The sequence below is a fragment of the Paenibacillus amylolyticus genome (genome assembly GCF_036894225.1).
GTDB classification, from domain to species: domain Bacteria; phylum Bacillota; class Bacilli; order Paenibacillales; family Paenibacillaceae; genus Paenibacillus; species Paenibacillus amylolyticus.
Genome location: NZ_CP145892.1, coordinates 5,164,285 through 5,186,521 on the forward strand (window position 1 = coordinate 5,164,285; position 22,237 = coordinate 5,186,521).

Sequence of the window (22,237 nt, forward strand, 5' to 3'; positions counted from 1 at the left end):
TGCACAAGAATTCTCCCTTTCCTGACCTACAGGAGAGGGACGCATCGAAAATGCTGCTCCTCAGTTACTTTTGAAGCACAAGCCTAATCAATCTTTACCCTCGTTCTTTTAACAGTTCCTTAATTTCCCTTAACTCTGATAATATTTCTTTGGTGTGCTGGCTATTCTTGGAGTTATCTATTCCAACTTTCACAACATAAATACCGAGGAACAGATACACCACCAACATAATGATCATTCCCATGTATATCTCTCCTTTCCAAAGTAGCAGCACATTGCTACGAACGTTCACTATCCTCTCTCTCCAACTGATTCCCATGGAATGCCTTCAAAATAAATGGCAACCTTCATTGTGATTCCTCCTCAGGAATATACATCGTCTGAATCTCCTGCACACCCGGAATAAATCCCAGATTCAGATACACGGACTCCGCATCATTTCCTTGCATCACATACAATCGCAGCACGGGATATTGACCCTTAAGCGCATTCAAAGCTCTCTGTAACATCAGTGTAGCAAGCCCTCTTCCTCTATATGCCGGCCGAACCCCTATGCTATATACAGCAGCCTGATTATCTTGCAAGCACAAGCGACAATTTGCAATAAGCTGTCCCGTTTCCTTGTCGTATACAAGCGTGGACGCTTGGGTCAAAATCTCATTGGTATAATTAGGGTCATCGCTTGGTGTAAAATCTGCAAGCGTGGTATGTTTTCTTCGTGTAGCTTCAAGACTTCCTGCAAAACTCTCTAGGTCACATTGAGCAATCTCATCTTCATTCACATATTTTTTGGTGCCGGTTTCACTTTCAATAATCTCTGGACTCTTCACGGTTACCCTGTTGTCCCATTCGACTTCAAAATGATCTGTAGGCCGCTGCATCCAGCGACATCTGAACTCCACTGGCCAGAATCCAGCTCGTGCGTATAGATCGACTTGGTCTGGAAGAATCTCAAAGGTCAGAATGCGTTTGGTGCGATCCGACCACTGTAATAATTTATGCTTCAGAAGCTTCAATACATCAAAGCACTGCTGGAATGGCGGGACAAAAAACAAATGATACATCCGGTTAGGCTCCATTCTCACGCCACCTATTTTGCTTTCCCCTTTGTAAATCCAGTACGCACTGATCTTGGAAGAACTGAACTCTTCTTCCCTGAAAAATCCGACATAACGCATATCATAATAAACCGTGCAATATAATCCCCATTCGGCAAAATCTGCTTTGCGAATCGAATATTCATCCGACAGATCATATTGAAGAATATCTGTAGACCACTCAGTTAAAACCATACGTAATTCCTCCTCAGTTTTAATTAAATGCCAAGCAATCAAATCATTTTTCTATACGCCACCCCGTGAACATCAAAATACCAGTTTCCCGTTAATTCTTCTTCTCCATGGATCACATCCGTATTGGTCAGCATATCGTACGCACCTGCCAGGATCTCCATGCGATCAGGCTGATCCGTTTCCATTATCAGTTGGTCGATCAATTGCCGCGCGATTCTTTGGTACATATCCATCACAGCCAATAATTCTTCCGTGATTTCTTGGGTTATCGCCTTCACACCTTCATATCCTTATCCGGGTATCCAATTTCTGCAATTTCACCTTCGATATCACTTAATTTCAGTTCATCATTTAATTGCTGTAGTAAGACCTCATCGATCGGCTTCATATCAAATACCTGTTCAACCAGATTGATATCCAACGCTATCTCGTAGTAATCCTGTGCCCAAGCATGATAATATTTCGCGCCGCCTACCAAAATCTCTAACAGTTCGTATTCATGATCCCCAAGCTCCGTGCCCGCAGACCACCCTTCCTGATCCGCCACACTCCAGATACAGAACGTCGTCTGATCCATTACAAATGCCGGCTCTACCACAAAAGTATTAAATGCTTCTGGAACGCTTTTTACCACCTCACTCCTATCAACCTTATGCTGAAGTGTATACTCTTTATCAAAGCCTTTAATAATTAGCCCATTCGGACTGAATATTGCAAAATAATGATCTCCTTGCCCATTTCTCATGGATGCCATTTGCTCATTCGTGTCCCACTGGGAATTATACGAGTAATACCTGTACTCCCATTCCGGCATCAAAATGGCATCCAGCATAGCTGCTGCCTTTAGAATCTGTTTGCATTCACTAATGTGAGGAAGTTTATCAATAAAATTAAGATTACCCATCGTGTGATATTGCCTCCTTCACCCTTTCAAATGGAATAATTAGTTGCCCGACCTTGCGGTTAGCAAGGATATAATAACGTATCCAAAAAGTTGAACCGCAAATACAATGACAACAAACTCAACCATTATGCTGTTCGCTGCATTAAAATCATTCACAAGATCCACGAAGATCTTCCCAGGTCGGGATAATATATCCCACGAATTCCACCGATTAAATCTACCAATGTAAACCCCTATACTGCTCAATAGCAAAATAACACCGACAACCATCATGCTAATGTACTTATTTATTAATTTGTTTAACATGCCATGGATTTGAATGATTGAACAAGTTGAGAGCAGCAATCCGATGATCGCTACGGCAAACGTCAGGGTGAGTCCATACCAAAAATCAATATTAACCCAAAATCTAACCTCCCCTTGAGCATCAAAATATCTGAATGAATGCAGAATCTCCGTAAAAAGGTAGGCCGCATTGGGCAGAAAAAAGAGCCATACTCCACACATCAGCCCCATACATATCATGCTCGTTGTGGTTAATTTCTTATTGAATATGTATCTAATGCAGGATGAGATGATAAATGGTACCCATGCCAGGAACATATCCCAACTTAAAAATTGATACATATTCCTATCTGTTTGGGCACGTAAATACATCACAACACCTAGACAACATAAAGTAGCCACGAGCAAAGTAACGATGAGTCGGACATCTTGAACCGGATGTTTGTTATCTTTCATTTCTTTGCTTCTACTTCCTTTTCCTTGATGAATGTTATAAGTTATAAATACTTTTTAAATGCCTTGCTGGATCTTCCGTTGTACCCCAATTTCGTATAAAAGTGATGTGCTTCGTTTCTGGATGATCCGCTCGTAAGAAACACCTTCACACAATTTTTCTGCACACATACATGCTCTATATGTTTCATCAATTCAGATCCATATCCCTTGCTCTGCACATGTTCCGTAATGATAACCCGCTCAACTACGCCGAATGGTCTATTTTCCACCAAAGCATCCAGACAAATATGTAAATGAGCCGTGCCGATCACCTGATCATCCAGTTCATACACAAACAAGAAACTGTTTGGGTTATTCCGAACTTCTTCAATCCGTTCTGCCAGTACCTTCGTGTTTAAGTTGTTTGGCAATAATTCTGTATACAGTCTTTCGATAACCGCTGCATCTCTAGCTTCTGCCTCTCTTATCATCAAGCTTCTCCTCCCTGTTACCTCACTTGATAACTTAAAATGATATCACCGTTGTCCTCGAATTCACCCGTGTCCTGAAATCCGCAACGTTTATACAGCGCATTTGCCGCAATGTTATGTGGAACATGGGATACCCTGATCTGCTGGCAGTCACTTCTCTCTTGCAACATACAAACCACTTCTTGAATAGCAAGTTTGCCGTAACCCTTCCCCTGGTACTTCTCATCCATCATGAAGCGCAGAATCCAGTAATACCCGTCATTGTAGATCTCGTTATCAAATAAAATAAAACCGACCATCTGATCCTCTGCCAAAATACCGTATGGTTTGGACGTAATCTCCTTCGTTGCATGAATCAATGAATCCGCATTGCTAGCTACCAAATCTAGCTGATCTTCCCGTGGTTTAAGGTGGATGCACTCAAGTTCATTTTCTTTGGTTATAGGTCGTAACGTCACTTGCTCCATACCCACAATCCTCTCTCCTTGCAGCTTATTTACTAGATTTTCTTGATCAACATAATCTCCATAGGTTGTGTATCCAGCAATAGAGCCCCTGCATCAACATACCCCAGCTTTCGATAGAAATGTTGCGCATATTCGTCTGATTGCGTTGAAGTCATCACCGTATCAAAGCCTTGTTGCTTCATTAAATTTTCCCAGTGATGTACCACTTTTTTGCCATATCCGCCGTTTCGATAGGGTTCATCAATCCAGATCATATTCATGAAGGGAAGGTTATCCCAAAAGTAACCGTACCTCATCCATCCAACTCTTGATCCCTCGTCCTCGTCCCATAGGATGAATATTTCTTTCTCACTAATCTTCGTTTTCACAAGTGGCTGATGGATATGCCGATCTCTTTCAATGATGTAGTCGTAGTCAGCTTCCGTTGCATACTCAATCTTCATTTGTAATACTCCCTTCATTAACTACGTCCATCATAACCCAAAATGTGGTATATGCGAACAGTTCTTTCCTCTTTTTCTCCCATGCCAAAAAACCACGGTTTCCCGTGGCTGCACCCGCTCTATTTTCCTCAATCCGCTGTTGATCCGCTGACCAATTGCCCCTTGTACCATACGGCCTGCCGCGCAGATCGCCGCGCAACAGCTTCCGCCGAACAACTCGCATGCACCAATACAAAACTCGCGGTGTCGCCTACCTTCGGCCAGACTTGTTCCCCTTGTGAATCCAGCGGTGTAATACCGCCTGTTACCCATGCCAAAGATTGAGACAAGGACAGTTCGTCGCTATATCCGTACAGTTCTGCGAATCGTCCCGCTTTCTCAAGCATATCCCCATTGCCAAAAGGAGACCAGTGATCCGTCAGGCTGTCTGTGGCCAGCTTCACGTTCACACCCATACGGTGGAGCATGGGAAGAGGCATCATCGTTCTGCCAATGGGCACCGTGGAAGCAATGCTCATCCCAAGCGAGGCCATTCGCTGCGCCATATCTTCTGCTTCCTGCTGCTCTGCGCGGGCGAACCAGAACGCATGACTGACCGTAACTTTACCCTGAAGCCCTGCTGCTTCGGTCAGATTTGCGAGTTCCAACAACGTTTGTTTGCCAGCCTGCCCGCCATCATGCAGATGTATATCAATGCCCGCCTGGTGCTGAACAGCCAGTTCAACCATGGCGTTCAGTGATTTCTCGATCTGTTCGTCCACCGTATGAGGATCAAGTCCGCCCACATGCGTTGCACCTTCCTTCATCGCTTGGCCCATAAGCTCCACTGAATGGGAGCGAAGCAGTCCATGCTGCGGGAAAGCCACAATCTCCGAAGCGATTTTGCCCGAAAATGATTCCAGAGCCTGCCGCGTCGCTTCCAGTCTTTTCAAGCCACTGACGGGTTCAATATTGCAATGACTACGAACATGAGTGGAGCCGTACCCCTGGATCAAGGTCAGAATACTCTCCGCTTGACGCGTTGCATCTGGTAGCAACTTGGGCAACAGAACCTTTTCTTCTTCAATACGTTCGAAAATACTGGAGATACGCTTAACGGCTGTCCACGGCCCATCGTAGTAGGTTTTATCCAGATGAATATGTGCCTCCTCGAACGAAGGCAACAGCAGAAGTCCCTTGCCATCTACTTGTGGTAGATCGCTAGACAACGGGTTGTTTCCTTCCACAATCTCTGCGATCACTCCATCTTTAATCCGCAGATGAGCGGGGCTTGTCCGTGTCCCCGTCACCTGTTCTCCCTCCAGAGCATAACCCCGCTCCACAGTCACGTTTGTTAACCAATAAGCCTGCTTCATCATGTCATCCCTCTTTTCTTACCCGGCATTACGTCCCCCGGATACCGATTGATCTATGATCCATGGTACCATACGGTTTCACAGGGCAAAAATACGTAAAACGTTGGTGTTCCATATGCGGAACGTTTGTATTACTCTACCTTAATACATGTAAAAAAACAGGCACAATACGTGCCTGCCCCGTCCACTCACCTTAATCTTCTTGATTACGTGAGTCTATTAAAAATGAAACCGCGCATGCCCTCCATCGGTCACGCCTTCAATCTGTTCGATATCCAGCAGTCTGCGCTTCATCTCCAGGCCTCCACGGAACCCGGTCAGCTTGCGATTAGCCCCAATAATGCGGTGGCATGGTAGCAGAACCGGAATTGGATTGGCCCCATTGGCAGCCCCAACTGCTCGCACAGCTGAAGGTCTTCCAATCGCAGCAGCTATATCACCATAGGTCCGAATTTCACCATAAGGCACACGCCCTAGCTCTCTCCATACCTCCTGTTGGAAGTTCGTTCCGATCAAGTCCAGTGGGATTGCATCTGTATAAGCCATCAATTCTCCTGCAAAATAGGACTGCAACCAATCCATCATACCTGTTTGTTTTAGAGCATGTTCGTTCTCTTCCAGTTCCACACCAGGTGCAACTTTCTGTATCCAGCCGTTCCAATCTTCCAATGTTTCGTTTGGCATGACCACTCGGCACAATCCCTGTTCCGTAGCGAGCAGCACCCATGGACGACCGTCCAACTGTATCGTGGTGTACATCAACTTTTTTCTCATTCGTTTATCGCCCTCTCCCCGGTGGAATGCTTAATGCTAGAACTAGGAGGTAATCTGCTTCTTCACCTTACGTTTCATACTGCGGATCATTTGCTTGCTCTCTGGATCAACGCGATAAGATTCCGTGATTTTCTGAAGTGCCTTATTATACGTAAAATCGTCCAGGGTATTATGGTTCAGATAACGCATAGTCACCTCAGGTTGTTTCACATAAGCCATTGAGATGGCCCAAGCCACTGCCATTTTCACATAATACGCCTCGTGCCTAATCTGATCCAATGCGGATAGAACCTGATCGATATATCGCTCATTCAGATAAAAATTCAACAGCATTACCACACCAAACCGGATTTCATATTCCTGATCAGATCTCAGATACGGTTGCAAGAACGCCCACATGGGCTCCGAATGGACCTTCGTATATTTCAGTCCCGCACAGAAGCTGTCACACACCGACCAGTTGTCAATCTTCGGTACAAATGTTTCAATAGCCTTTAACAGCTCGTCCAGATCAGCCTGTACATGTCCAATGACCATCGCTTGCAACATCACTTCTTCAAAATATTCATCCTCTGCCGTTTCCAGATACGTGCGCCAGTCCCCGGAGGCAAGTTGCTTGGCAATTTTTCGTAAGGCTGGCAACCTTACACCAAGTACATTCGTGATGTTGGGAATAAGTGCGGCCGAGAATTTTTGATACTCCGGCTCAACCATGCTGAGCAATTGTGTTCTGATATCTACTTCCACTAGCGCATGTCCTCCTCGTCTGTTGCTGTACAACAAGTATATCCTTGAAACGGCTGTTTGTAAGCCCATATCGAATAGGTGAGCAAGATTACAATATTATTTTTGGCGCTCCCTTTTTCCCTTCGTTGTTTGACTTTCAACCCATTCCGTTTAAAAATATGAAGTTGACCGAATAGAAAGGAGTGTCGATATGAACGGACCTCATACCAAGAAAGATTTCTCCGTGGAGGAGATCACCGAACAACTCGTGCAACATGTACAATCCCGGAACCTTCCCGATTTCTATAAATTGGTGAAAGAACTGCATCCCTACGACCTCTCACTTGTATATAAAAAGTTCCCTGAAGAAGAAACCAATCGGTTTTTGCTCCTGTTCAAACCCGATGCTCTGGCGGATCTCGCCGAGACCTTGAAGCTGCACGAACAGATTCAACTGTTTGAACGACTTGGGCCGGAACGAACGCTTGAAGTCATGCAGCAGATGGACAAAAGTGATCTGATCCGATTCATGCACGATTTGCCTGCCAAACGCAGAGAAAAATTGCTTTCCAACATGAACCTGGATCACTCTGCCATTATCCGATCCGTGCTTAATTATCCGCCGGAAACGGCAGGACGCATCATGACAGATCAATATCGGACCCTGCTCGCTCATGAGACAGCCAAGGAAGCCTTACGACAATCGCAAGGTACCATGCATATCTCAGCCTCCAGTTATCTCTATGTAACCGATAATGAAGGCAAACTGGTCGGTGTCGTGAGTTATCGATCCCTTGCCCTGGCTGACGATAAGACCCAGGTTGAAGAACTGATGACCCGGCGGGTGATCCATGCAACGGTAGATATGGACCAGGAAGAAGCAGCACAGCTTCTACAGCGTTATGAGTTTATTGCACTTCCGGTCGTGGATGAAAATCACAGGTTATGCGGTATCATTCAGATGGATGATGTCATCGATATTATTATGGATGAAGCCAGTGAAGATTTGGCCAAGATGGGGGGCGGTAGCAAGGATATCGACTTTGATACCAAACCACTCGTGGCCGTCAGACGCAGGCTTCCCTGGCTCATCTTGCTTCTATTGATTGGTCTAATCTCGGGAAGTATTGTGGATTTCTTCGAGGATACACTCAATCAGGTTGTGGCACTGGCATTTTTCATGCCGATGATTGCAGGTATGACCGGTAACACAGGAACGCAGTCTCTGGCTGTTGTGGTACGCGGACTGATCGGACGCAAGCTCGACAAAGCCACCGTACTCGCACTGATTGGTCGGGAGATCAAGGTAGGCATAATGATCGGCTTGGTATGTGGATTACTGATCACTGTCATCGCTTATTTCTGGCAAGGAGACTGGTTGCTGGGCGCCATTATTGGGGTATCTCTGTTCCTCACTCTGGTCATTGGTACACTGACCGGTACATGCATCCCGCTTCTACTTAGTCGTTTCAAAGTCGACCCGGCTGTTGCCTCAGGCCCGTTAATCACCACATTGAATGATATCTTGTCCCTGTTTATCTATTTTGGCATCGCCACACGTTTCCTCGATGCCTTGATGTAAATAAGTTGTGCATACAGCAAAACAGACCTGATCCTGAGATCAAGGTCTGTTTTTTCATTTTACCAAGTGTTACGCCGATCTTTTATTTTTATTATAGATATCAAACGCTACAGCGAGCAGCAGTACCAATCCCTTAATCCCCTGTTGCCAGTCAATACCGAGACCAATCAGGGACATCCCGTTATTCAGCACACCCATAACCAAACCACCGATGATGGCACCAAATACCGTACCTATGCCCCCTGAAGCGGAAGCACCACCGATGAAACAGGCCGCAATGGCATCCAGCTCGAAGTTGGTACCCGCTCTTGGCGTAGCCGCATTCAGACGTGCGGCGAAGATCAACCCGGATACCGCGGCAAGTGTACCCATGTTCACGAAAACCCAGAAGGTTACCTTTTTTGTTTTGACCCCAGACAGACCTGCGGCCTTCTCATTACCTCCAAGCGCATACACATGCCGTCCCATGACAGTACGATTCATAACGAAGGAGTACACAACGATCAGGACAAACAGCAGGACCAGGATATTTGGAATACCTGCATAACTTGCGAGTACAAACGTAAACAGATTTGTCACAACAGCCACCACAATCAACTTGAGCAAAAATAGTCCCTTTGACACGACCTCGAATCCATATTTTCGCTGGGAACGGCGTTCCCGCAGTTCATTGACAATGTACCAAACGGTGAGCACAAGACCCACAATGATAGATACCAGACCAAAACCTGAGAATTGAATGTCCGCCAGAAAGCCCGAACTTATTTTCTGGAATCCACCCGGGAAAGGAGAGATCGATTGCCCCTCCAGCACGATCATCGTTAAGCCGCGGAAAAGCAGCATCCCTGCAAGCGTCACGATAAATGCCGGAATTCGCACATAGGCGATCCAGAAGCCTTGCCATGCACCGATCAAAGCCCCAACCAGCAAGGAAGCGATGACTGCAAGCCAAGCCGGAAGCTGCCAATCAACCATCATAATCGCGGCAACGGCACCAACAAAGGCTGCAATGGAACCAACAGACAGGTCAATATGCCCGGTAATGATGACCAGCACCATTCCGATCGCCAGCACCAAAATGTAACTGTTCTGCAAAATCAAATTGGTAATATTAATCGGCTTGAGCAACAGCCCGCCTGTCAGTACCTCGAACAAGAGCATAATCACTACCAAGGCAATAATCATGCCGTATTGACGGATATTATTTTTGAACAGCTTTGTTATCATTTCCATGCTTGCCGCCTCCAGACTTGGTCATATATCTCATCAACGTTTCCTGCGATGCTTGCTCCCGGCTGACTTCACCGGTGATTCGTCCGGCATTCATCACATAAATCCGGTCACACAGGCCAAGAACCTCCGGAAGCTCGGATGAGATTACCAGTACGCCCTTGCCTTCAGCAGCAAGCCGATGAATGATCGTATAGATTTCGAATTTTGCTCCCACATCAATACCGCGGGTAGGTTCATCCAGGATAAGAATATCTGGTCCGGCAAAAATCCATTTGCTGAGCACCACTTTTTGCTGGTTGCCTCCACTCAGATTACCAGTCTTCTGCAAAATGCTCGGTGCTTTGATGTTCATGCTTTTCTTCATCTTTTCCGCCACCAGTACTTCTTCACGCTCATTCACTACTGCGTTTCGCGTCAGCTTGCTCAGACCCGTTAAAGAAATATTGCGCTTGATGTCATCCATTAGAATGAGTCCGTATTCCTTGCGGTCTTCTGTCACATAAGCAAAGCCGTTCTGAATGGCCTCCGTGACGGTATTGTTGTGGATCGGTTTACCATTCTTAATGAGTTGCCCCGAAATATTCCGGCCATAGGATTTGCCAAAGATACTCATGGCAAGCTCGGTACGCCCAGCGCCCATCAGCCCGGCAATACCTACAATCTCACCACGTCTGATATTCATATCGATCTGATCCAGTACTTTTCGCTCGGCATGATGTTCGTGATATACCGTCCAGTCCTTTACCTCAAGGATAACTTCACCAATGGTGGCATGACGCTCCGGATAACGGCTGGTGAGATCACGTCCTACCATTCCGCTAATAATCCGGTCCTCCGTCACTTTTTCCTTCTTCATATCCAACGTCTCAATTGTCTTGCCATCCCGTAAAATAGTTACGGAATCGGATACCTTGGATACCTCATTCAGCTTGTGTGAGATCAGGATACAGGCGATGCCCTGTTTCTTGAATTCCAGCATCAATTGCAGCAGATTTTCACTGTCGTCCTCGTTCAGCGCAGCGGTTGGCTCATCCAGAATAAGCAGCCGCACCTTTTTGGAGAGCGCTTTCGCAATTTCGACCAGTTGCTGCTTGCCTACACCGATGCTGGATACCAGCGTGTTTGGATTTTCGCTCAGTCCCACCTTCGAGAGCAGTTCTCGTGTACCTACATAAGTTTCCTTCCAGTTGACAATTCCTCTGCTGGCACGCTCATTGCCCAAATATATATTTTCCGCGATTGAAAGGTAGGGAATCAGGGCCAACTCCTGATGGATAATGACAATTCCCAGATCCTCGCTCTGCTTAATATCCTTGAACTCACAATTTTTGCCCTGAAATAAAATGTCGCCTTCATACGTGCCATGTGGATATACACCACTCAGTACCTTCATCAACGTAGATTTACCTGCGCCATTTTCACCACATATGGAATGAATCTCGCCTTCACGGACTTTCAGATTGACATTTTCCAGTGCTTTGACGCCAGGAAAGGTTTTGGTGATGTTTTTCATTTCCAGAATGATTCCGGCCATGGGATGTGCTCCTTTCATTTATTATTTCAGTCCGATTTCTTCCTTCGTGTAATACTGTGTACCAACGATATCCTGCTCCACATTTGTACGGTCCACTGAGATTGGATCCAAGAGATACGCCGGAACAACCTCAATTCCGTTGTTATATGATGTTTCGTCATTAACTTCTGCCTGTTTTCCTTGCAAAATACTATTGGCCATCTCTACCGTCTTCTCCGCTAGCTTCCGTGTATCCTTGAACACCGTCTGCGTCTGTTCCCCGGCCACAATTGACTTAATTGAGGCAAGTTCGGCATCCTGTCCTGTAATAACGGGTAGCGGCTTGTTCGAAGTACCGTAACCAATCCCTTTCAAGGATGAAATGATACCAATACTGATTCCATCATAAGGAGATAATACTGCATCCAGATTATCACCCGAGTAATACGCACTCAGCAGGTTATCCATCCGTGACTGGGCCAGTGCACCGTCCCAGCGCAAGGTTGCAATCTGGGCCATCGTCATCTGCTTGCTGCGCACGACCAGCTTGCCGGAATCGATGTACGGCTTCAGGACAGACATCGCACCGTCGAAGAAGAAATAGGCGTTATTATCATCAGGAGAGCCACCAAACAGCTCAATGTTATACGGTCCTTTTCCATCCTTGAGCCCAAGCTTTTGTTCGATGTAGGAGGCTTGAAGCACACCCACCTTAAAATTGTCGAACGTGGCATAATAGGTTAAATATGGCGTATTACGAATGAGCCGATCATACGAGATCACTTGTATCCCTTCGTCATGTGCCTTCTTGATCACATCCGTTAATGTGTTGCCATCCACGGACGCGATGACCATCACATCCACACCTTTGGTGATCATGTTTTCAATCTGTGAAATCTGATTTTCAACCACGTCCTCAGCATACTGAAGATCGGTTTTGTACCCCTGCTCCTGAAACAGACGGACCATGTTCTCCCCGTCTCCCACCCATCGTTCTGATGATTTGGTTGGCATCGATATACCGACATATCCCTTTTCTTTGCTGCCTGGCCCACTCTCTGCCAGATTGCAGGCCGAGAGCATCAAGGTCATCACCAGAAGCCAGATGAGCATTGCTCCTTTTTTCATATGAAGTTCCCCTTTCCTCACATCATACGGTTCTGATTGAGTTATAAGATAACGCTTACAATGCATGTGGTACATTCTGTTGCTTGGTGTTCCTATCTGAGACCAATAGTAGCATTGGAGATACTGCAAGGTCTTTGCACGTTTTGAACCTTTTTTATAAAAATTTAACTTTTGATGGAAACGCTTAAAGTACAAGTGTGATCCATGAGATACCATTCCAGAGTCAAAAAAAAAAGGACATGCTCCACTTCGCTTCACACGAAGTAGAACACATCCATCTCATTTATCACACATCTGAATGAACCACTGTAATACGATATTTAATTCGCAGAAGGATGATAAGCCGTTCCCCCGTTCTTTCGATACTGCACTGGCGAAATGCCCATTGTTTTCTTAAATGCAGTGCTGAAATAATGCTGGGTATCATAACCTACACGCTCAGCTATGGTGTGAATCGGCAGTGTTGTTGAATCTAATAACTGTATAGCCTTGCGAATACGAGCATGCGTGACAAGTGTGACAAAGGAATCATTCAGCTCTTTCTTCAGCACACGACTAAGATACACGGCAGATACTTGTAGACGGGAAGCGAGCGATTCCAGAGTCAGTTCCCGCTCGGCATACTCCTCGTGAATAAGTTGTCTTGCCCGGCGAACCAGAGGCGACAACTGCACTTCCCCGTATACCCGTTCCCGGCAATGACGGTACGTATCCGGCGTTTCTTCCAGTGTCCCTGCATGTGTCTCCACATGAGCATGAATGGCAATATTCAGGCAAGAACTGATCTGCTGTTCCAGAAGGGACTCTATTTCTTCAGGGGCTTCCTGCCACAGACATATGCCGATCAACCCGCTTACGTCCCGAAACAGGACATGTGGCACGTCCCCCAGCAGTTCACTAATTATATTTTCCACTGCATACAGAAACAACTGACGATCATTCTCTCTCAGTATCGTCTGACGAGCTTCAGCGGCAGGCCAGCGTACGACCCCAATCTGCACAGGTGGGACGGCGGGTAACCGCAAAAACACAAGCTGCTCCGTCAGATCCCTCCCTTCAGCCTGCCCCTCCAGCCACTCCAGCATAAATCGCTGGCGAAGCAACGGGATATTACGTTCAATCTGATGAGCTGCCTGTTGTACATATGCCGTCCTCTGGTGCTCTTCAGTAAGTCGCTGATGTAATCGCTCAAGTGCAGCATATAATTGTTCTGCTTGCACAGGTTTTAAGATGTAATCCTCTACGCCAAGACGAACCGCCTCCTGCGCATATGCAAATTCATCATGTCCCGAGATGATCAGGTAACGACAGCCCGAGCACTTCTGCTGAAGGGCACGGATTAGTTCGATACCGTTCAGGAATGGCATATTCATATCAACGAGAACAATATCCACACCCAAGTCAGCCGCCCGTTCCAGCGCTTCCTCGCCATCTTCCGCTTCACCAACAACCTCCATCCCAAGAGTTGTCCAGTCAATGGCATCCCGAATCCCCTCACGAATGATCGGTTCATCATCAGCGATGAGCACGCGGTATTTCTTCGCCACATGGCTATCCGGCGTAATCTCCATTACTGTGGTCGATGCGGATGTCTCATCTGTTTCAGTGGAATTTGTCACGGTCGATTTTATGAATTTTCCCATTCATTCTCCTGCCTCTCTTCATTATTGATTTGCTAGATTGGTGGGAGCTCTCGCATCAACGGATGAATGATGGTCACACTCGTTCCTTCACCTTCCTGGCTCTCCAGTTCAATACCGTACTCATCGCCAAAGGACAGCCGGAGACGGGCCTGCACATTCAACATTCCATAACTTTTGCCTGTCATCCCAGGCGAAGACGCTTCCAAACTTGCTAGAGGAGCTTCGAGCAGCTGCTGCATCTCGGCCAGTCGTTCGTTGGACATGCCTGCTCCATTATCCTGAACGGTCAGCAGCAGTCTGTTATGTTCCAATCTGGCCTCCACCCGAATGTGTCCCGGCCCACGCCTGCCCTTGATTCCATGATAGATTGCATTCTCTATCAGGGGCTGAAGCAGCAGCTTTAACACAAAAAGGTCCCGCAGTTCCTCTGGAATATTCAATGTATACTGAAGACGATCGCGGTATCGTGTCTGCTGAATTTGCAGATAGCTGGTCATATGCTCAAGCTCGGAGTGCAGTGGAATGTAATCCTGTCCTTTACTGAGCCCTATGCGAAATAATCGAGATAACGCGCCAACCATGCCGGACACATCTTCTGCACCTTCTTTGCGTGCCATCCAATGAATCGTATCCAAGGTATTGTATAAAAAGTGTGGTTTGATATGCTCCTGCAAACTTCGCATTTCAGCGTCGCGCTTCTGCCGCTCCCTCAATTCATTTAGTGATATCAGTTGTCTAATCTGTGCCAGCATTCGGTTATAACTGTTGCCAAGCATGCCAATCTCGTCAGCGCGATCGCTCCAGCGACCTGGTCTGAGATTGCCAGTCTCCGCCCTGCGCATATAGGACATGAGCCGGAAAATAGGCTGAGCAATGGAACGGGAGAACCATAAAGAGGCACTCAGGCCAAACAAACACACCACAAATACAAAGCTAACCACGTAAAACTGGATTTGGCGTACTTCGGATATCGAGTCTCTTGTGGGAAATACCCCTACCGTTCTCCAACCCGTAAAGGTAGACGACTGATACATGAATAATAACGTTCCACCTTCTGTATCGGCGGTAAATGTTCCACTCTCACCGGAGGGGAACCAGTCTGTGGGAATGTGTTCTATTAGCGGGTGCTCCGGCTTGTATACACTTTGACCTTCTGCATCCGTCACCATCACATAACCGGATTTCCCCAAGGTTACATTACGGGCAGCCTGAGAGACGGACCTTAGTTTAAGATCAATCATAATAACACCCCGCACACGTCCTGACGCTTCATCTGTTATGGAACGTGCAACCGATACAATCTCATCATCCTTGTAGCGTACATGTGTCGTGAGATTACGCTCTTTCGGCTGACCCAACACCATGAAGATGCCCGGATTGGCCGAAGCTTTTTGGTACCAATTTTCCTGGATCAGGCTCTGTTCCGCTCGGGGATACATCTCGTTGCTAATATAGTCACCATTTGCATTGACGAGAACAATCCCGGCGATTTCAGGATACAATGTTGTGAACCCCTGCAAGGTTTGTTTGATGCCATATAACCGATTTTGCTCCGTTTCGGCATTGGTGTCCATGTTCATCGGTTCGATACCTGCTTCATCATTCAGTGGCATTTTGTCGTTCATAAAAGCATCAATATCCGGGTCAAATGCAATCAGATAGGTCATGTTTTGCAAATTCTCCATTTTGCTGTTCAGAGCTTCATTCACTTTGCCAATCAGTTGCATGGTATGCCCTTCAACCTGTCGTTCAACAACCCGCTCCACCGTCCAGTTCACAAGCAACCCAAGCCCTACGGAAGGCACAATGGCGAATAACAGAAAAAGCAGCATCAGCTGGTACCGAAGGGGCATATTACGCAAGCGTAAACGCCGAATCCCGTTCCTGAAAGTGGAGAGAATCGCTCTCCTGCTCCAAGGCCTTGGACTCTTGAAATCTCCTTTGTTATTTGGCATAGTAATCATCCACATCCAAGCGTGTCACCACAGATATCCCTGTGTCCACCATCACGGGAAGCGGTGCATTTTCACCGGATGAGGATGGGGCAGGGACCGTTAACTGGTGATGCAGATGGAACAGATATTGGAGTGACCAATATCCCATATTCCAGGTTCCCTGTGCAATTGTAGCTGAGATCGTACCATTCTTGATCATATCCAATGTAGCCTTATTTGTATCAAACGAAATAATCTGCAATGGATGTCTGTCCCCCGCAGTTTGAACGGCTTCACCCGCTCCTGCTCCTCCGGTAGCTTCAGTCACAAAAATACCCGCTAGCTCCGGATGTTCCTTCATCATTCTCAGTGTTTCGTCTCTGGATACCATCGCATCACCGTGTCCGTCTGCAACTTCAACAATCTGCATGGAAGGGTATCTCTCCTTGATCGTATCGCGGAAGCCCTTCGTCCGCTCTTCATGATTTTGTTGTCCGGGCAAGGTTAATACCGCGACCTCTCCCTCACGACCCAGCAGTTCAGCCATTTTATCGGCAGCCATTACACCCGACTTGTAATTATCTGTCCCAAGAAAAGAATAGGCCTGGCTACCAGGTGCATCCGCGTCAAATAATACAACAGGGATATCTGCGTCGATTGCCTTGTTAATCGCTGGAACTAACGATTGAGGATCGATTGCAGATATGGCAATGCCCGCAGGTTTACGAGCGATAGCCTGCTCGATCACCATGGTCTGCTCCTTCGCATCATACCGGGTAGCCCCACGATATTCTACGGTCACGCCAAGTGCATCCGCGGCATCCTCGAAACCTTTGAGCGGGCTCTTCCAATACTCCAGCCCGGACTGGAATGTAATCATGATATACGTCTCTCCGATATCGCCGCGCAGCCCCCGGTCCTCCCAAGAACTGTTTACCTGACTGGTGTATTCGAATCTCAATACATACAACGCAAATGCTGAGATTAGCAAAATGTAAACAAGTAGCATTTTTTTCATTCCGTTCACTTCCTCAAGTCGTCTGATCACCTTGTACATCGTCTAAATTGTAAACGCAATCATTCAAAAAGAAAACCACCCCTTATCTTTTAAAAGCAAGCTCCTGTTGCTAACCGTGTACCTGCTGCAATAATGTACTATATGGTTTCTCCCTTTGGACGTATGATCATGAAACTAAACTACAACCAGAGGAGAGCATCATCCTTATGAATCTTGCATCTTTTTTAATCTACTGCATCGTCGTAACATTTACCCCCGGCCCCAGCAATATCGTAATTCTTTCTTCTACACAGATCGTTGGCGCACGAAAAACAATGCGTTATGTCTGGGGAGCTACGTTGGCATTTGGTCTGCTGCTTACCGCTTCAGCTTTTCTTAATCAGCTTCTTGCGGGAGTGTTACCCGGAATTCTGAAGGTGATGCAGATTGTCGGCGGCCTGTACATGGTGTATCTGGCGTACCAGATCTACAAGATGGGTACCACCGAGGATGCACCGAAACAAGTTACCGGATTCTGGAACGGTTTCATCATGCAATTTGTGAACCCAAAGGTGGTCTTGTTTACTTTCACTGTCATTCCAAGTTATGTATTGCCCTTTTATCAAAGTTCATTCTCATCGTTTCTGTTCGTGGTGCTCATTACATTCATTGGATTTCTGGCCTATTCCAGTTGGGTTGTTTTTGGCACGGTTTTCAGAACGTTGCTGAATCGCCACCAAAAATTACTGAGTATTCTCATGGCACTTTTTTTGTTATACTCAGCCATTATAGTATCCGGATTGATCTAAAGCTTGGGAGGTGTGCTGCATGGAACGGTTTAACTATAAAAAGTCGCAAGACGTGCTGGCACTATCCGCCAGCTTTACTGATTTTGCATACAAAAAACATTGCCATGAAGAGTATGCGGTTGGCGTAACCCTGCGTGGCATTCAACAATATAACCTGGACGGACAATATCAGGCGTCTCACCAAAATGGTGTCATGTTGTTTAACCGTGAACAGTCCCATGATGGAAGCTCCTATGATAAGGCTGGCATTGACTATGTGATGCTGTATTTGAAGCCGGAATTGGTAGAGGAGATTATCGGCAAAAAGGAATTGCGTTTTGGAAGTCCCATCGTCTATGATCCCGAGCTTGCACGTAAGATCCTGATGCTGAACGATGCCGTTCAACTCAGACAGAACGAAGCCGAGTGCAGCGAACGGGTCTTCGATCTGGTTCACCTGCTGGCTCAGAAGGAAATGGACACCAAGCTCTGGTTGCCTCAGGACAACCTGGTCCGCAAAGCCAAGGAAATCATGTTTTGCAGCACTGAAGATGTGCTCAAGCTGGACAACCTGAGCTCCGAATTTGGCATGTCCAAGTTTCAATTTATCCGTGAATTCAAAGCACAAGCAGGCATATCCCCCTACCAGTTTTTCTTAAACTGCAAAGTAGAGCGTGCCCGTCAATCCATCGAAATGCAGAAGGACGTCTATGCTGCTGTTGCCGATTGCGGATTCGTCGATCTGACCCATCTGAATCGACATTTCAAACGGGTATTTGGTGTCACAGCTTATGAATACATGTTGCAGCTGAACTAGTTCCATCGGATCGATAATCTCGACCCCAAATGGATATAATTTTGACGCCACTCCTGAAAATCCCCGTATAGAACGTCAATGTTTCTTAACGTTCTGTACGGGGATTAGCTTTTTTTTCCGTTGGGCAATCAGATTCTTTTCTTTCGTTTCCATATCCACACGATTGCCAACGCTGCCAATAAAATGACTCCACCATATAATATGAGTTGGATATATTCACTTCTCCCATCGGTGGTTTCTCCAAAATCTTCTTTACTTACAAGCTTGCCCGCACCCAGCAATTTCAGATCGTCTCCGGCTTGTTCAATTGGAACATTGCGACTGCACAGATTCGTATGAAGCTTATGATCCACTTCATATTGATAAGCATAGATCAGGTAGGATTGATTCTTTTCAAATTGAATGCCACAGGAGTCAGACCCTCCGTCACTCGCGAGGATTTTCATCTTTTTGGCATTAACCCCCTTCCATGCAGTACCTACATCAAAGGTATACTCTCTTAATAAACCATCATGCTTCGACTGTTGAGAATTGCCTTTATTCACCACTTCTCCCGTAAATACTGCTGCGTAGGTCTTCAATCTCTCTTGAACATCATTCTCGACACAACTGCAAGCATACACTCTCTCTCCGGGAAATAGAGCTAACCCAGACGTAACCAACAGTAAGATCAACATGCACATCACCAAACGTCGTTTCATTCCGACCGCTCCCCTCCTACATTCTCTGCTTGAATAAGCGTTGTTAAGGTTACATATTTTTATTGCTGCTATATTTATTGTAAAATTATAGCACAATATAAATATCGTTATGTCCAACATACGCAAGGACACAACATACGAAATCAACCATCACGGAGGAACTCAACATTTGATACACAACTGGAAAAAGAATATCTCATTCTCGCTGCTCGTTGCAGCGTTATGCATGATCGCTTTTATAAGCATCGCCCTGTCCATCAGTGACAACCAGATTCATCGATTTGATGACACGCTGATCGGCTGGATTCAGGGGTTGGAATCCCCTGGTATGACACAATTCATGCACCTTTTTACCTGGATCGGCAGCGAAATGCCAGTGGTCTTCATTACCATCATCGCCATGATTGTGTTATACATTTTCCTGCGACACAAACGCGAACTGCTCTTCCTGGCTTGTGTGCTCGCAGGTTCAACCCTGTTAAATGCATTGCTCAAGCTGGTATTCCAGCGTGCCAGACCTACCATTAACCGGATCATTGAAGTGAGTGGTTACAGCTTCCCCAGTGGGCATTCTATGGCAGCATTTAGCCTGTACGGTGGACTGGCCTTTCTAATCTGGAAACATGTACCCACCGTTACCGGACGTGTGCTGATGATTGTTGCCAGCGCCGTATTTATACTGACCATTGGTATAAGTCGTATCTACTTGGGAGTGCATTATCCAAGTGATATCGTAGGCGGATACTTCTTAAGTGGTTGCTGGCTCTCCACATGTATATGGTTTTATCGGCGGCATTTGGAGCGCATGTCCCAACTGCAAAGCAGAAGGCTGGCCTAGGCGGCCCGCTATTGAACTACACAAAAAAATACCCGGCTTTCCTTAACTGAAGGATAACCGGGTTTCTTTTATATTCATATGTAGTAGTCCTGAACTCGTTCAGGACCACATGGACCGCTTGTCCCATTTAAGGGAACAGACCGATCTAATTTTTTTTACACCAAATTATAACTCTTCACCATTGGATTCAATGACTTTTTTGTACCAGTGGAAACTCTTCTTCGGTGTTCTGCTCAAGTCTCCGTTACCGTCGTTGTCCTTGTTGACATGAATGAAGCCATAACGCTTCTTCATCTCTCCAGTGGATGCACTAACCAGGTCGATACATCCCCACATGGTGTAGGCAATCAGATCTACGCCGTCAGCTACCGCTTCTTTCATCTGTTCAATGTGACCTTTCAAATAATCAATGCGATAGTCATCTTGAATGGAGCCGTCTTCCTCTACCACATCGACAGCACCCAGACCGTTTTCAACCACCATCAGTGGAATCTGATAACGATCATACAGATGATTCAGCGTGTAACGCAGTCCTTTTGGATCGATCTGCCAACCCCAGTCGGAAGCTTCGAGATATGGATTTTTGATACCGCCCAGCAGATTACCTTCTGCTCTCTCAAGGGACTCATCCGCACTTTCAACCAAAGACATATAATAACTGAAGGAGTAGAAGTCTACGCAGCCTTCACGCAAAGTCTGCTCGTCTCCCGGTTGCATCTCGATCTGGATACCTTCTTCGGCGAAGAAACGTTTGGCGAATCCAGGATACGCTCCACGAACTTGTACATCACCGCAGATCATATTGGAGATTTGGTCTTTCTTCTGTGCGAGCAACATGTCGTCCGGGTTACATGTGTTTGGATAGGTGGTCATGAACGCAACCATACAGCCGATCTGGAAATCAGGGTTAATCTCATGTCCCAGCTTCACCGCTTTGGCACTCGCAACGAATTGGTGATGTAATGCCTGGAAACGAGTCTGAGGATCATCCACTCCGTCGACCAGTGTTTCTTTACCTTCAAACAGAATACCTGCAGCCATATAAGCACCCATCGGCATCGTCAGACAGTTGATTTCGTTAAACGTAAGCCAGTATTTGACCTGATCCTTGTAACGGTTGAACAGGGTTGTACAATAACGGATATAACAATCGATAACTTCACGGGAAGCCCAGCCGTTATACTTCTGTGTCAGACCAAATGGCGTTTCATAATGGGAGATTGTTACGAGCGGCTCAATATTGTATTTTTTCAACTCGGCAAAAACATTATCGTAGAACTGCAATCCCTCTTCGTTTGGCTCCAGATCATAACCGTTCGGATAGATCCGGGACCAGTTGATGGACATGCGGAACATTTTGAAGCCCATCTCTGCCATCATGGCAATATCTTCTTTGTAATGTCCGTAAAAATCAACCGCTTCATGGCTCGGATAATACGTGCCCTCTTCCAGTACAGGCGTAATCCGGCGTGGAATCGTGTGGGTTCCCCCTGTCATCATGTCAGACGTGCTTGGCCCCTTACCACCCTGGTTCCATCCACCCTCGAATTGATTGGCAGCCGTAGCGCCACCCCAGTAAAATCCTTCTTTCATTGTCATGACCAGTTCCTCCTTAATAATTAACTCATTTCGGTATAAAGTGCTTGATATTATGCGAGTAGCCGTTCCGGTCACGAATCGTTCTTCTGATCGCTGTTATCCTCGGATTTCTTTTATTCCTATTTCTAAATGGAAAAATCCCATGATAAATGCGAACACTTCGTTTCTTCAGAATCGATATCGTCCCCTTCACTACTCCCCAATAAATGAAGAACAAATTATAAATCTGAGTCAAAATGTCTTGGTAAGACTTTTACACCAGTGTACCACCCATACCCTGACACCTATTGTC

The 22,237-nt window shown here is 46.2% G+C and carries 23 protein-coding genes; 4 read left to right on the top strand and 19 right to left on the bottom strand.

From position 1 onward, the window contains the following. Positions 1–94 precede the first annotated feature (94 nt). From V6668_RS22885 to V6668_RS22935, 11 genes are all read right to left on the bottom strand, one after another. Positions 95–244 (bottom strand): hypothetical protein, encoded by a 150-nt coding sequence (locus V6668_RS22885; protein WP_164783341.1) that lies wholly within the window; start codon positions 242–244, stop codon positions 95–97. Positions 245–347: 103 nt separating this feature from the next. Next, complete coding sequence (locus V6668_RS22890) at positions 348–1,292, bottom strand: GNAT family N-acetyltransferase (RefSeq protein ID WP_036674444.1); 945 nt, start codon at positions 1,290–1,292, stop codon at positions 348–350. Between the two features lie 38 nt (positions 1,293–1,330). Then, a complete protein-coding gene (locus V6668_RS22895; RefSeq protein WP_051450006.1) occupies positions 1,331–1,570 on the bottom strand; it encodes a hypothetical protein in 240 nt (79 codons plus the stop codon). Further along, positions 1,567–2,196, bottom strand: coding sequence for a hypothetical protein (locus V6668_RS22900; protein ID WP_338706844.1), 630 nt, complete (start codon positions 2,194–2,196; stop codon positions 1,567–1,569). The genes V6668_RS22895 and V6668_RS22900 overlap by 4 nt, the downstream gene beginning before the upstream one ends. A 39-nt stretch (positions 2,197–2,235) precedes the next feature. Beyond that, complete coding sequence (locus V6668_RS22905) at positions 2,236–2,823, bottom strand: DUF1361 domain-containing protein (RefSeq protein WP_338706845.1); 588 nt, start codon at positions 2,821–2,823, stop codon at positions 2,236–2,238. 155 nt (positions 2,824–2,978) lie between these two features. Continuing rightward, complete coding sequence (locus V6668_RS22910; protein WP_338706846.1) at positions 2,979–3,407, bottom strand: GNAT family N-acetyltransferase; 429 nt, start codon at positions 3,405–3,407, stop codon at positions 2,979–2,981. 17 nt (positions 3,408–3,424) lie between these two features. After that, complete coding sequence (locus V6668_RS22915) at positions 3,425–3,874, bottom strand: GNAT family protein (protein WP_338708992.1); 450 nt, start codon at positions 3,872–3,874, stop codon at positions 3,425–3,427. Positions 3,875–3,906: 32 nt separating this feature from the next. After that, positions 3,907–4,317 carry a GNAT family N-acetyltransferase gene (locus V6668_RS22920; RefSeq protein ID WP_338706847.1) on the bottom strand — a complete coding sequence of 137 codons (411 nt, stop codon included), beginning with the start codon at positions 4,315–4,317 and terminating at the stop codon, positions 3,907–3,909. A gap of 128 nt (positions 4,318–4,445) precedes the next feature. Further along, positions 4,446–5,672 (bottom strand): amidohydrolase, encoded by a 1,227-nt coding sequence (locus V6668_RS22925; RefSeq protein ID WP_338708993.1) that lies wholly within the window; start codon positions 5,670–5,672, stop codon positions 4,446–4,448. A 219-nt stretch (positions 5,673–5,891) separates the two neighbouring features. Next, on the bottom strand, positions 5,892–6,446 hold the full coding sequence (locus tag V6668_RS22930; RefSeq protein WP_338706848.1) for a methylated-DNA--[protein]-cysteine S-methyltransferase: 555 nt from the start codon (positions 6,444–6,446) through the stop codon (positions 5,892–5,894). A 42-nt stretch (positions 6,447–6,488) separates the two neighbouring features. Then, entirely contained in the window at positions 6,489–7,193 is a 705-nt protein-coding gene (locus V6668_RS22935) for a DNA alkylation repair protein (protein WP_338706849.1), read from the bottom strand. A gap of 190 nt (positions 7,194–7,383) precedes the next feature. Between V6668_RS22935 and mgtE the strand changes: the two genes are divergently transcribed. Beyond that, on the top strand, positions 7,384–8,754 hold the full coding sequence (gene mgtE, locus V6668_RS22940; protein ID WP_338706850.1) for a magnesium transporter: 1,371 nt from the start codon (positions 7,384–7,386) through the stop codon (positions 8,752–8,754). Between the two features lie 69 nt (positions 8,755–8,823). Here mgtE and mmsB read toward each other — a convergent pair whose 3' ends face one another. The 6 genes from mmsB to V6668_RS22970 form a co-directional block, all read right to left on the bottom strand. Next, positions 8,824–9,987 carry a multiple monosaccharide ABC transporter permease gene (gene mmsB / locus V6668_RS22945; RefSeq protein ID WP_036617110.1) on the bottom strand — a complete coding sequence of 388 codons (1,164 nt, stop codon included), beginning with the start codon at positions 9,985–9,987 and terminating at the stop codon, positions 8,824–8,826. Beyond that, on the bottom strand, positions 9,956–11,521 hold the full coding sequence (gene mmsA / locus V6668_RS22950; protein WP_338706851.1) for a multiple monosaccharide ABC transporter ATP-binding protein: 1,566 nt from the start codon (positions 11,519–11,521) through the stop codon (positions 9,956–9,958). The genes mmsB and mmsA overlap by 32 nt, the downstream gene beginning before the upstream one ends. A gap of 21 nt (positions 11,522–11,542) precedes the next feature. Then, positions 11,543–12,628: a multiple monosaccharide ABC transporter substrate-binding protein gene (chvE, locus tag V6668_RS22955; protein ID WP_036617106.1), complete on the bottom strand. Its 1,086-nt coding sequence runs from the start codon at positions 12,626–12,628 to the stop codon at positions 11,543–11,545. A 320-nt stretch (positions 12,629–12,948) separates the two neighbouring features. Continuing rightward, positions 12,949–14,247: a response regulator transcription factor gene (locus V6668_RS22960; protein WP_422395290.1), complete on the bottom strand. Its 1,299-nt coding sequence runs from the start codon at positions 14,245–14,247 to the stop codon at positions 12,949–12,951. Positions 14,248–14,303: 56 nt separating this feature from the next. After that, positions 14,304–16,103 (bottom strand): cache domain-containing sensor histidine kinase, encoded by a 1,800-nt coding sequence (locus V6668_RS22965; protein WP_422395226.1) that lies wholly within the window; start codon positions 16,101–16,103, stop codon positions 14,304–14,306. A 112-nt stretch (positions 16,104–16,215) separates the two neighbouring features. Continuing rightward, complete coding sequence (locus V6668_RS22970; protein ID WP_036617104.1) at positions 16,216–17,223, bottom strand: substrate-binding domain-containing protein; 1,008 nt, start codon at positions 17,221–17,223, stop codon at positions 16,216–16,218. A 206-nt stretch (positions 17,224–17,429) separates the two neighbouring features. Here V6668_RS22970 and V6668_RS22975 point away from each other — a divergent pair, with 206 nt between their 5' ends. Then, a complete protein-coding gene (locus tag V6668_RS22975) occupies positions 17,430–18,011 on the top strand; it encodes a LysE family translocator (protein WP_036617102.1) in 582 nt (193 codons plus the stop codon). A 19-nt stretch (positions 18,012–18,030) separates the two neighbouring features. Further along, on the top strand, positions 18,031–18,807 hold the full coding sequence (locus V6668_RS22980; protein ID WP_036617099.1) for an AraC family transcriptional regulator: 777 nt from the start codon (positions 18,031–18,033) through the stop codon (positions 18,805–18,807). A gap of 128 nt (positions 18,808–18,935) precedes the next feature. Here the strand turns inward: V6668_RS22980 and V6668_RS22985 are convergent, their stop codons facing one another. After that, positions 18,936–19,508: a hypothetical protein gene (locus V6668_RS22985; RefSeq protein WP_076252894.1), complete on the bottom strand. Its 573-nt coding sequence runs from the start codon at positions 19,506–19,508 to the stop codon at positions 18,936–18,938. 169 nt (positions 19,509–19,677) lie between these two features. Here V6668_RS22985 and V6668_RS22990 point away from each other — a divergent pair, with 169 nt between their 5' ends. Then, positions 19,678–20,346 carry a phosphatase PAP2 family protein gene (locus V6668_RS22990; RefSeq protein WP_338706852.1) on the top strand — a complete coding sequence of 223 codons (669 nt, stop codon included), beginning with the start codon at positions 19,678–19,680 and terminating at the stop codon, positions 20,344–20,346. Positions 20,347–20,511: 165 nt separating this feature from the next. Here the strand turns inward: V6668_RS22990 and V6668_RS22995 are convergent, their stop codons facing one another. Beyond that, positions 20,512–21,945, bottom strand: a complete 1,434-nt coding sequence (locus V6668_RS22995) for a glycoside hydrolase family 1 protein (RefSeq protein WP_036617092.1) — start codon at positions 21,943–21,945, stop codon at positions 20,512–20,514. Positions 21,946–22,237 lie beyond the last annotated feature (292 nt).